Source organism: Achromobacter sp. UBA5777, assembly GCF_002418565.1.
GTDB lineage: Bacteria > Pseudomonadota > Gammaproteobacteria > Burkholderiales > Burkholderiaceae_B > Achromobacter > Achromobacter animicus.
This window is the reverse complement of record NZ_DIEJ01000152.1, coordinates 1-12,083: the sequence shown is the minus strand read 5'-3', so window position 1 is coordinate 12,083 and position 12,083 is coordinate 1. Positions and strand designations below refer to the sequence as shown.

At 66.5% G+C, this 12,083-nt stretch carries 5 protein-coding genes; 2 read left to right on the top strand and 3 right to left on the bottom strand.

All coding sequences use genetic code 11. The features are described from left to right. Window positions 1–265 precede the first annotated feature (265 nt). On the top strand, window positions 266–1,267 hold the full coding sequence (locus tag B3446_RS11800; protein WP_291381200.1) for a cytochrome-c peroxidase: 1,002 nt from the start codon (window positions 266–268) through the stop codon (window positions 1,265–1,267). Between the two features lie 113 nt (window positions 1,268–1,380). Here the strand turns inward: B3446_RS11800 and queF are convergent, their stop codons facing one another. Continuing rightward, on the bottom strand, window positions 1,381–2,205 hold the full coding sequence (gene queF / locus B3446_RS11795) for an NADPH-dependent 7-cyano-7-deazaguanine reductase QueF (RefSeq protein WP_279974296.1): 825 nt from the start codon (window positions 2,203–2,205) through the stop codon (window positions 1,381–1,383). A gap of 320 nt (window positions 2,206–2,525) precedes the next feature. On the opposite strand from queF, the gene aceA reads away from it, so the two are divergent. Further along, complete coding sequence (aceA, locus tag B3446_RS11790; RefSeq protein ID WP_175123617.1) at window positions 2,526–3,845, top strand: isocitrate lyase; 1,320 nt, start codon at window positions 2,526–2,528, stop codon at window positions 3,843–3,845. A 175-nt stretch (window positions 3,846–4,020) separates the two neighbouring features. Here the strand turns inward: aceA and B3446_RS11785 are convergent, their stop codons facing one another. Then, on the bottom strand, window positions 4,021–8,646 hold the full coding sequence (locus B3446_RS11785; RefSeq protein WP_291381196.1) for a hypothetical protein: 4,626 nt from the start codon (window positions 8,644–8,646) through the stop codon (window positions 4,021–4,023). Between the two features lie 9 nt (window positions 8,647–8,655). Further along, on the bottom strand, window positions 8,656–12,083 hold a 3,428-nt coding region (locus tag B3446_RS11780; RefSeq protein ID WP_291381194.1), incomplete at its 5' end, for a hypothetical protein.

The window sequence follows — 12,083 nt, the reverse complement described above, 5'->3', positions numbered from 1 at the left end:
GCGTTCGCCGTGGCGGCGTTCCTGGCGCAGTGGATCGCGGTGCAGGCGCGCCGCGCTGAACCGCCCGCCACGGTGGCCGCCGCGCGGCCCTGACCGCTCGACCCTTTGATTGCCCTTGACGGCGCCGACGCCACGTTGCGCGCCGTCAAGCTTCAGGTTCGAGCTTTGGCGCCGGCCGACGCCGATTGACGCCTCGCAAGGTCAATGCCTGGCTTCCTCGCTGTAATAACCACATCGTCTGACTGGTTATTCACAGGAGAAGCAAATGAGAAAGAAAACAACGTTGCTGGCTGCGGGGCTGGTACTCGGACTGTGGGCAGGGCAGGTCTGGAGCGCATCGCAAGAACCCATCCAGCCCGTCGAACCGGCGGTCATCAAGGAACCGGCCAAGGTCGAGCTGGGCAAAAAGCTTTTCTTCGATCCCCGTCTGTCGCGCTCCGGCGCAATCTCCTGTAATTCGTGCCACAACCTGGCCATGGGCGGCTCGGACAACCTGAAGGCCTCCATCGGCCACAAGTGGCAGCAGGGCGGCATCAACTCGCCCACCGTGCTCAATTCCAGCCTGAACATTGCCCAATTCTGGGACGGCCGCGCCAAGGACCTGCGCGAGCAAGCCGGTGGCCCGATCGAAAACCCGATGGAAATGGCCTCCACGCACGAATTGGCGGTGCAGGTGCTCAATTCCATCCCCGGTTATCGCGCCGAATTCAATCAAGTCTTTGGCAAAGACAAGATCACCATCGACGAGGTAACCAGCGCGCTGGCCGCGTTTGAAGAAACGCTGGTCACGCCGAATTCGCGCTTCGACCAATGGCTCAAGGGCGACAAGAAGGCGCTGACGGTGCGCGAGCTGGCGGGCTATGAGCTCTTCAAGAACAGCGGCTGCGTGGCCTGCCACAACGGCGTGGCGGTGGGCGGCAATTCGTTCCAGAAGATGGGGCTGGTCACGCCGTACGTCACCGATAACAAGGCCGAAGGCCGCGCCGCGGTCACGGGCAAGGACGCGGACCGCTTCAACTTCAAGGTGCCGACGCTGCGCAACGTGGCGCTGACCTATCCGTACTTCCATGACGGCGAAGCGGCCACGTTGACGCAGGCCGTCGACGTGATGGGCCGCCTGCAACTGGGCCGCACGTTCACGGCCGAGGAAAACGGCCAGATCGTGGCGTTTCTGAAGACGCTGACGGGCGACCAGCCGGTCATCCAGTACCCGTTCCTGCCCCCGTCCGAAGACGACACGCCGCGCCCCGAGCCGTTCGTGAAGTGATGCGAAAGCGGTGAAACAAAACGGCCTCCCCGGGTCAGTTCCCGGGAAGGCCGTTTGCGGTAAGCGCCGGTTATCGATAGCCGGTATCGGCGCGGATCAGCTTGCTGGAATGCTTACTGCCGAACCGTGCGCACGTCCGCGGGCGGCGCCGCTTCAAAGTTGCTGCGCCACGGATTGATGTCCAGCCCGCCGCGCCGGGTATACCGCGCGTACACCGTCAACTGCTCCGGCCCGCAGGCCTGCATGATGTCGCTGAAGATGCGCTCGACGCAGTGTTCGTGGAATTCCGCGTGCTGGCGGAACGACACCACATAACGCAGCAGGGATTCGCGATCGATCGGCTTGCCCCGGTAGCGGATCTGCACCGTGGCCCAATCGGGCTGGCCGGTCACCGGGCAGTTCGACTTCAAGAGGCGCGACGCCAGCGTCTCCTCGACCACATCGCCGGCCCGGGTACGCAGCAGTTCGGGCGCGGGCTCGTAAGTGTCGATCTCGATATCCAGCTTGTCTATATAGATGCCGTCCAGCTCGCCCATCTGCAGCTCGGAAAACCGTTGCGGCAGAAAGAAGTCCAGCCCGACAGGCGCGCCCGCGGCTGCGCTCAGGTCGCGTTCCAGCCGGCCGCGAAGCGCCGCCGAATTGACCAGGCGGGTCTGGTTGAACGAATTCAGGTACAGCTTGAACGACTTGGATTCGATGATGTTAGGGCTGTCGGCCGGCACCGAAAACGTCGCCATGGCCACCCGAGGCTTGCCCTTGGCATCCAGCCACGACAGCTCATAGGCGTTCCACAGGTCCACGCCCGTGAACGGCAAGCTGCCGGCGGTCAGATTGAGCGCCGCGCGGTTGTGCGAACGCGCGATGGGAAACAGCAGCGAGGGATCGTATTGCGAGGCGTAGGCCACGCTCTGCCCAAGCGGGCCGTGAGACAGGGTCATAGCAGAGACAAATAAAACGGGGATGGCGGCATTGTAGGCGCTTCAAAAGCGGCCGATTTTCCGCAATGTGAAACGTAACTCTCGGCATGTGAAAGCGCGTGCTGCGCAGCAGCGGGACAGCATTTCACAAACGACAACGGCGTTTCATTATACAAAATCCTCCTCATAACCCATTGATTTAAATGACTAAGATTTTTCGTCTTGTATAAGACTCGGCTCCACATTGCTCCGCAGCACAGGCATAGACTTTCTCCCATCGATTCACGCAAAGCCAGACGCGAATCTTTTGAAGTCTCTTATCACTGACCAGGAGCATCACCATGAGCAATCGCGAAACCGAAATCCGCAACCTTCAGAAAGATTGGGCCGAAAACAGCCGCTGGCAGGGCATCAAGCGCGACTACAGCGCCGAGGACGTCATCCGCCTGCGTGGCTCGATCAGCGTCGAACACACGCTCGCCCGCCGCGGCGCCACGCGTCTTTGGGAACTCCTGCACAGCGAGCCGTTCGTCAATTCGCTGGGCGCCCTGACCGGCAATCAGGCCATGCAGCAGGTCAAGGCCGGCCTGAAGGCCATCTATCTGTCGGGCTGGCAGGTCGCCGGTGACGCCAACCTGGCCGGCGAAATGTATCCCGATCAGTCGCTTTACCCGGCCAACTCCGTGCCGCAAGTGGTTCGCCGCATCAACAATTCGCTGACGCGCTGCGACCAGATCCAGTGGATGGAAGGCAAGAACCCCGGCGACGAAGGCTACATCGACTTCTTCGCGCCCATTGTGGCGGATGCCGAGGCCGGTTTCGGCGGCGTGCTCAACGCGTATGAACTGATGAAGGCCATGATCGAGGCCGGCGCGTCTGGCGTCCACTTCGAAGACCAGCTGGCTTCCGTGAAGAAGTGCGGCCACATGGGCGGCAAGGTGCTGGTGCCGACCCGCGAAGCCGTGGCCAAGCTGGTGTCGGCCCGTCTGGCCGCCGACACGATGGGCACGCCCACGCTGCTGCTGGCGCGCACCGACGCTGACGCCGCCGACCTGGTGACCAGCGACGTCGACGAAAACGACCGTCCCTTCATCACGGGCGATCGCACGGTGGAAGGCTTCTTCCGCACCCGCGCCGGCATCGATCAGGCCATTTCCCGCGGCCTGGCCTACGCGCCGTACGCCGACCTGATCTGGTGCGAAACGTCCACACCCAACCTGGAATACGCTCGCAAGTTCGCGGACGCCATCCATCGCCAGTTCCCGGGCAAGCTGCTGGCCTACAACTGCTCGCCGTCCTTCAACTGGAAGAAGAACCTGGACGACGGCACCATCGCCAAGTTCCAGCGCGAATTGGGCGCCATGGGCTACAAGTTCCAGTTCATCACGCTGGCCGGCTTCCACGCGCTGAACTACGGCATGTTCGAGCTGGCCCACGGCTACGCCCGTCGCCAGATGAGCGCCTTCGTGGAACTGCAGCAGAAGGAATTCGCCGCCGCCGAAATGGGCTTCACCGCCGTGAAGCACCAGCGCGAAGTGGGCACGGGCTACTTCGACGCCGTGACGCAGACGATCGAGGGCGGCAAGTCGTCCACGACCGCGCTGACCGGCTCGACCGAAGAAGCGCAGTTCGAACACGGCAAGACGCAGAAGGCGGCCTGACGCGGCTGTGTCGGCCGGCGGCCCCCGCACCCCGCAAGGGATGCCGGGCGCCGCATGCAGGTGTGTAGTTGCAGGTGCTGTTGTAGGGTGGATTCAAGGGTGCCTGCGGGCACCCTCTTTTTTTGCCCGCACCACCCGTCCGCGCCGCATTACAGATCGAACTCACAGATCGAACTCACAGATCGAACACCGCCGAATACACCAGCCGTTCCTCCACCACGCGCCGCTGTCGGACGGCGCCCGCGCGCTGCTCCGGCACGGTGCTGTCGGTGTAATAGCGCTCGTACTCGCGCACCGCAACCCGTGCAGGCTTGCCGGCGAGATCGGGCAGGAGTACGCCCGCGCTCCAGATGACAGGGTCCAGCAGCTCGCCCAGCACCGGGCCTTCGAACACCGGCGGAAACCGCACCACGGGACCGGCAACGATCTCGCCCAGCCGGGCCGGCGCCTCGTGCAACGACACGTCGCGCGGGGTCAACCGGCGCGCCACGTCGGTGACCGCCGGACTGATTGTCTGCGTGATGCCGCCGCTGGCCGGACTGAGCAGACTGGAGGCCAGCACGCTTGCGTCCGTCCACGCCAGGTCGGTGTCGAGCGCCGGATCGCGGGTCTGCAGCACCAGCTCGACCCGGTTTCGGCCGGTTTCGCCCGTTTGCCCGGGACCGGGGATGAACGAGATGTCCAGATACTCGGACTCCATCGGAAACTGCATCGGCCCGTGCGCCGGCACCACGCCGCGCAGCGTGAACGCCAGCCGGCCGCGCTGACGCGTGAAGACGGCGCGGCGGCGCGGCAGCACCTGCGAGAACTCGGCCAGGACAACGCGCGAGAGCTTGGCGCTGTCAATGGCGTTGGGCTGATACCGCGCCAGCGCCAGCCGTGCAAACGGCATGTAGCTGCGGCCCGGGTCCAGCTCGATGTCGCAATACCAGCGGGCGCGCTCGTCGTCCCATCGCACGCGGTGACCGACCACGCGCACGCGCTGGCCGGGCATTTCCTGCAACGGCACGTCCTCGTCGATGACGCGCGCCGGAAAGTCGGCGGCGCGGGTGCGGTGCTTGGGCAGCGGCGCGTCCCACAGCGGGTCCATGCCCCACTGCGTGACCAGCGGCGTCAGCGCGTCGGGCACGTCGGTGAAGTTCCTGTTTTCGCCGTAGATCACCACGCCCAGCAGTTCGCCGTCACCCGACGAGAACCACGGGCGCTCCAGCCACACGCGCAGCCCGTTGCCCAGGCGCGTGATGTCCAGCGTGCCGTCGCCCGCGGTCTGCTGCCAGCGGAACGTGGGCAACACATACATGAGGCGCGGCGCATCGGGCGGTGCGCTGGCCGGCACGATGGTGTTGGGCGCCTCGCCGGCCTGCGCCAGCACCGGGGCGCCGGGGTCGTCCGCGGCGCCTTCCTGCACCAGCGGCCCCTGCGCGATGGGGCCCAGGACGGTCACCTTGTCCGTCTGGTCATACAGCGCGGGCGGCAGGTATTCGCGGAACCGCGTGGTCGCGCGCAGCCGGTACCGGATCAGCCGGAAGCGCGTATCGCCGAACTCGTGGCGGTTGCCCGGCGCACGCTGGCGTGTGCCGTTGAACGACTGTTCCGCGATGATGTGGCTCAGGCTGAAGAGGTTGGGATAGTTCTCGGCCAGCGGCATCTCGGCCAGCACGCCGTGACCGTCGAGCCGTCTTGGACGAGGCCGCGTTGGATCGTCTTCCCATTCGTGCCAGTCGGCCTCGATCTCGATCTTGCCGGTCGTCGGCCCGTGCAGCCGCACGCGCGCTTCCAGATCGACATGCGCCGCGCCGGGCTCGCGCTGTGGTTGGCCGGGCAGCAGCAGGACCGGGTCGCAGACAGGCTGCTGGGTGGCATGCACGAGCACGAGCGGGCGGTACGGCGTCAGCATCCAGCAATTGCCCAGGATGGCGGCGGTTTGCAATGTCTTGCGGCCGGCGTCGGTGCCGGTCCATTCCGGCAGGCCGAACGTATTGAGCAGCCCATGGTGCACGAAGCTGGAATAACGCAGCCGCGCAATCATGCCCTTGGGCAGGAAGAACGTCAGGATCCGGTTGTCCTTGTCCCACTTGGGCATGCCGTCGTCCGGATAGCTTTCGGAGCAGGGCGGATCGGTCAGCGTGGCGGGGCGTTCGGCCAGCGCAATGCGCAGACCTTGAGTGTCGGGCCATTGGCCCGCATAGGTAACCAGCAGCACCAGTTCACCGGCGGACGGCGTGGCCAGCACGGCGACGCCTTCGCCCAGTAATGCCGGTCCCGTGACGCCTGGCAGGCTGTAGCCGGGTTGCGCGCGCAGGCAGATGCCCCACGCGGCTGCGTCGGGCAGATACGGCGTGCGCACCTGCGCCTCGCCGTGGATCACGTATTGGCCCGCGGCCAGACGCTGACCCGTGGGTTCTTCGGCGCTGGGCTGCTGCGGCGGAACCTGGTCCGTCCGGGCGACTTCGGCAAGCGCTTGCGGGGTAATCAGCTCCACCTGCGAACCGGGCAGCTTGTCGAACAGCGTGCCGATGTCGCGGGCCGAGATTTCGTACGCCTTCTTGATGCCATCAGCGGTGCCGAACATGGTGTCGAACAGCCCATGCGTTTCGCATTGCAGCTGGGCAGCTTTCGGTGGCACCACATGCCGTTCGTTGACCGGACTGTAGGTGAAATCGATGGTGGTCGCCGACGCCAGAAAATCCGGGCTGGCCAGATAGACCTGCGGATCCTGGCCGCGGTTGCTGCGGATCACCAGGCGTTCCAGCGATTCGCCTTCGCTAGTTCGCGTGCGATGCACCAGCGCGGGCGGGTCCACGGGTTCGAAGCGCCAGTAGGTGACCGGCTGCGTGACGTTGTCGTCCTTTTCCAGCGACGGATCGTCCGGCGCCAGACTGTTGCCTGCCAGGTCGACCAGACGCGCGCGCAGCCGGTAGGGCATGCCGTAGCGCAGCCGCGGCAGGCTCCCCTTGACCGCGCTGAAGGTTACCGCCAGGCCGTTGCCCTTGTCCGTGACCGTGTCCTGCACGTCCTCGGGCCGTTCGCCCTGCACGCCGCTTGCCGGGTCCGTCTCGTCGCGCAGCGTGCGCCCGGGGCGGGGCGCGACAAGGCTCCAGCCCGTCCAGCGGAACAGAGACTCGTGCAGGTAGTGATCGTCGGGTTGCCCACCGCCCGTGGCGGACGCGCCTTTGACGTAGCCTTCGTCGTCCGGCAGATCCAGGTCCGGCCCGCCGTCGGTGCAGCGGTACACTCCGTGGCGATGGCAGAGCGATTGCCACTTCTGCGGGTCATTGGCCGGGTAGGGCTGGACGTCGATACGGTAGCCGCGCAGCAGGTCTTCCGTGTAGAGCAGCATGCTGCCCGGCGCACCCTCCAGCGCCGCATTCTTGAGCGCCGCCGACGCGGCATTCTGCGCGACTTCGCGCGCACGGTCTCGGCGCGAAATGCCCAGGCCGCCGGAACGCAGGGCCGCCACCGGCTGCTTGTCTCCGGTGCTGTAGGTCACCTCGCCGTCGGCGCCGTGCTTCAGGCTGCGGCCGATCAGGTTCTGCGCCGTCAGGACGAAGTCCACCGTCTTGAGCGCGGCGCCGTCCGGATCCAGCTGGTAGACGTCGAATAGCGGATTGCGCGGCTCGGTGAGATTCCAGCGGTCGTCGGCGCTGCGCAGCCGCAGCATGCCGCGCTCATGGTCGGGGCTGCGCGGCCGCGTCGTGAAGCGCTCCGCATCGCCACGCCAAGCCGTCGCGGGAAAGGCGCCACCCTCGGGCTGCCCGCCGTCCCAGCGGGGCACCAGAAAGATTCGGCCCTGAGCTTGCTGCCCGGCGGCGATCTGCTTGTCCAGGGGCGAATCGGCAGGCAGCACGCAGTCGATCACCAGCCCCAGCCGCCGCATCAGCGCCGGGTAATCGCCATACGAGGCGACGATGGCGTGGAAATCCATCTCGGGCGGCTTGGGAGGAGGCGGTACGTTCTTGCCGTCGGGCCGCCGGATCGCACGCTGGGCGGCCGTGGGCGGATCGCGACGATAGAAGCGGTTGGCCATGAAGAGCGTGTACTCGCCCTGCGAGCGCCAGCTCGCCATCAGGCTCTGGTCCACGCCTTGATGCGCCGGGTCTTGCCACCGGCCGGGCATGGCGCGCAGCGCGAACGTGGGGCCGGCCTGCGGCTTGCCATCGGCCTCGCCGCCGGGGGCAGTGGTCTTGCCGGGATACACGCTGTGCTCGCCGTAGACCTGTCCGCGCAACGCGCGGTCGATACCGCCTTCGCGATCGCCGAAGAACCGGTCCAGGCCCGGCACCAGCTGTTCGACGCGCTCGCGGCCGTCGCCGCGCACGTGTTCGGTCCGGGTGCCGCAGGCTTCCAGCAGGCCGCGCAACCCGGGATGCGCGTTGCGCCATGGCAGCAGCGTCGGGTGTGTGGTGGTGGCGTTGAGCGCCAGGTTTCCATAATGCTCGCGCGTCAGGCTCAGTACGCTGGCGACGGAAAACGAAAACAGGTTCACGCGGCTCATGTCGCGGAACACAAAGCCGGCCACTGGCGTCGCAGGCGGCAGGAGCCGCGTCCAGAGCTGCGAATCTGCCTGCGGCAGTGTTTCCAACGGGATCTCCTCGCCATCGGCGTTCAGCGTGAAGCGCACGCGGGCAAGCGAGGCGGGCCAGTCGACCCAGTCCGCGTAGGCATCCAGCCGCTGCTCGTCGGCGGCCTGGGGCGTAAGCCGGGGCGACGCCACGATGGACACGCGCAGGCGTCCGGCGAATTCACCGTCCGGCACGCGGCCGTTGGGAATGACGGTCCACAGGATGGTTTGCTTGGGCATGGGCAATCCTCAGGCAAAGGCTTCGGCGTATTCGCGCCAGGCGTAGCGGCTGTCGTCGTCGATGAGCGCCAGTTCCTCGTCCAGCGGCAGGTCGGGACGCGGGCCCATCAGGTCGCGAAATCCCGGGTCGCCGTTGGCGCCCGCGAACTTGCGCTCGCAACTGATCTCCACGGTTTTGGAAAACATGAAGATCTCGATCTCGATCGTCAGCGTGGCGCGTCCGGCGCACTTGCCGCTTTCGAACTCGTAGCGCATCTCCAGGTACAGCTCGATCGACACGCTGATCAGCCCCAGCACGCTGACGTACCCGCCCATGCGGAAGTAGCCGGTCAGCGAGCACGCGGTCTGCTCCATGCGGAAATAGATGCCCGCCATGACGTGCACGCCGCCCGAGGCCACGCCCAGGTTCACAGACACGCTGGCGCCGAACTCGAATGCCGCCTCCATGATCTGCACGCCCTTCGGATCCAGCGTGATGCCGAAAAAGCCCCCGCCGCCGAACATGCAGACGGACAGGTTGAAGGGCTGTTCGCGTGTGCAGAAGTTGAAGCGTACTGACAGCGGCTGGCCGATGAAGGGCACCGTGAAGCCCGCTCCCAGGCTCAGGTTGGACAGGTTGAACACGCCGATGGCGATGGCCGGCAGCGCCACGTTGTAGCCCGCGTCGATGCCTTGCGGCGTGATGTCCAGATGCGGCGGATCGGAGAAGCCGTCCAGCGGAATCAGGTCGCGCAGCGTTTCCACGAACGATAGCGGCCCGACGAACTTGATGCCCGTCAGCAGCACGTCCACGTTCATCTTGGACGCGGTGTCCACGCGAAACTCGATCTTCTCGAAATTCAGTTCCAGAAAGCTGGCCGGCGCGATCAGCACCAGGTCAAAGCTCTTGAGCGAACACATCACCGACAGCTTGGGCGCGCTCTGGCCGTTCTTGCGCACCTTGGCTTCCACGGCCACGCGAAAGCCCTGCGGGTCATTGGCGCGAAAAAGGGGCGGCTCGCCCGCGACCAGCGACCAGCTCTTGATCGCGGGATTCCAGTCAAAGCGCAGAGTCAATTCGTCGCCGGTCAGCATCTCCAGCAACTCGGCGCTGGCCAGCACCGCATCCATGGCGGTCTTGACGGCGCGCAGCGCGGTGGTCAGCAATTGGCGCGGCGCGCCATCCAGCAGTACGGACGCGGCAATCGTGTCGGCCAGCGGCTGCACCGCCGCAGAGACGGCCTGCAGCCGGGGCTTGAGCACCGTAGGGTCGGAAAAGATGGCACCCAGTTGATCGGGCTGGCCGATCAGCGCATCCAGCGCGTCGTACAGCGTCTTGCCCTGCGTCAGCAGCACGGGCACGACGCCCAGGCCGTTGACCAGGATCTCGGCTGTCCGTGCCGCTTCCAGGAGCGACTGGCGCAGACCCGATGGCAGCGAAGCGCCGCCGATCTTGGCGTCCGCCGCGCCTCGCAGGTTGGTGATGGCGCCTTGCGCCGTGGTCAACGCCGCAGGCAGGCCGGGCAGGGCGGGCGCCGTGTCGAACGACATGCCGGCCAGCTGCGCCACCTGCGCGCTGATCGCCGTGGCCGCCGCCGCCAGCGCGTCCACCTGGTCGCGCGCGTTCTGTACCAGCGGTTGCGCGTACGCCTCGGCCTGCGCCTGCAGGTCGTCCAGCGTGTCGTCCAGCGCGGTGAGGGCGCCTTGGGCGATGCGGCCCGGTTCCTGCACCATGCCCGCCACCAGCCCGTACAGCCGGCCGGCGTCGTTCACCAGGCTTTCGAGTTGCGAGCAGGCCTCGGCCACGAAGCGCGGCACCTTGTCAGCCTGGCCGGCCACGTCCTCCACGACCTGGATCACGTCGCCCAGCGGAATGCAGCCAAACAGCAGCGGCAACGGCAGCCCGCCGCCCGACGCGGGGAACACGTCGGCGCCGATCATGCGCCCGGCGATGAAGTCGTCGGCCTTGCCGCTGATCGGGCCCGCCAGCCGCGACAGCGCCGTGGGCCGCAGATTCGGCTGTACGAAGCCGCCCGAGCGGTCGCCCTGCGCCGAAAAGTCCAGGGATGCGCCGCCCTGGTAGCCGGGCTCCGCATCGATGTCGCCGAACACCTGTCCGGCATTGCCGTCAAAGCCGTGCGCCAGGTAGTACGGATTCCATGTCAGCGTGCTGTTCTTTGCGCTGCCGGTCAGCTTGGCCAGCGCGGCGATGCGGATGGCGGCACGCCGGATGTACGGATAGAAAACGGGGCCGGTCAGGTCGTCGCTGTAGGCCCGCAACTGGACGTTGCCCTTGTCGACCACCGCGTCGAATTCCAGCGAGTCGGCCTGCGCCGCGGTGTCGCCCGCCTTCTGGCTGGGCGCCAGCGTTACCTGCTGCTGGTTCATGGGCGCGCTGCGCTGCGACAGCGGGGCGTTTCGCCACGCGGTCCGGGCGGTTTCGGCAAAGTCTTCCGCCTTGTCGAACATGGGCGTCAGCCATTGCCCGGATTGCTTGCGCGGGCAGGCCTCGCCGCCGTCCATGAAGATCATGGGCAGGTCGAACTGCATGACGCGGCCGTCGATGTCCGTGGCCGCGCAGGCGAAGCGGAATGGTGCGCCGCCCACGTAAGGCCAGAACAGCAGTTGGCCCAAGATGCCGCCGGGCGATGCCAGCGGCGAATCGAGGTTGGGCGTAGACGAGGTCAGGATGCGCACGCTGGTCAACGGCATCTGACGATGCAGGAACACGGTGTTGCCCGCGGGATCGCGCGTCACGTAGTCAGGATGCGCAAAAACCTTTTCGCGCTCGCGCACGACGATGAAAAGGCGTTGGCGCAGGTACGCCGGATTGCCGCTGCGGTCGCGATGGAACTTGCGTTCGCTGACCTTGATGAGCGAGACGCGATGGCCAAACGGAAACAGCAGGCCCTTGTAGACCACGCGCACGTAGTGATCGCGCCCCATCGCGCCGCGATGCGTCCATTCTTCCAGCGACAGCCCGGGCGCATCCCAGTTGCCGCGCGAGTCCAGCCATGCGCCCAGCGCGGACAACATCAGCAGGTTCGTGCCGATGGCCTGCGGCGCGTAATTGGCGACCGAGAAATTGGAAGACAGATGCGCGATCTGGAACCGGTCGAAGTCGTCCATCGGCATGCGGAAGGGGCTGATGCCGGGGGCGGGCAGATACGTGCTGGCCGGCACGGGAAAGGCCGATTGCATGGGCTTCGTGGTGCCTTCGCCGCCCAATGCCCATACCGCGCGCACGGTGCGCTGGGCGTCGGCCTGCGGCGGTTCGACATCGGGATCGGCCGACGCGGGCGCCAGCAGCCGCGAATGCCATAGCTCCGTATGCAGCGTGGCTGCTGACGTGGCGGGGAATTTGGCGTGGCGCCAGCGCTCCTGCGCATATGGGCTGAGGATCAGCCGCCAGGGCAGTTCGATCGCCGTCTGCTGCGCCGTCGGCGGCGCGGGGCGCG

Bases quoted from the DNA above. Each gene is read 5' to 3' on its own strand.
- aceA (WP_175123617.1), top strand. From the start codon at position 2,526: ATGAGCAATCGCGAAACCGAAATCCGCAACCTTCAGAAAGATTGGGCC.
- B3446_RS11800 (WP_291381200.1), top strand. From the start codon at position 266: ATGAGAAAGAAAACAACGTTGCTGGCTGCGGGGCTGGTACTCGGACTG.
- B3446_RS11785 (WP_291381196.1), bottom strand. From the start codon at position 8,646: ATGCCCAAGCAAACCATCCTGTGGACCGTCATTCCCAACGGCCGCGTG.
- queF (WP_279974296.1), bottom strand. From the start codon at position 2,205: ATGACCCTGTCTCACGGCCCGCTTGGGCAGAGCGTGGCCTACGCCTCG.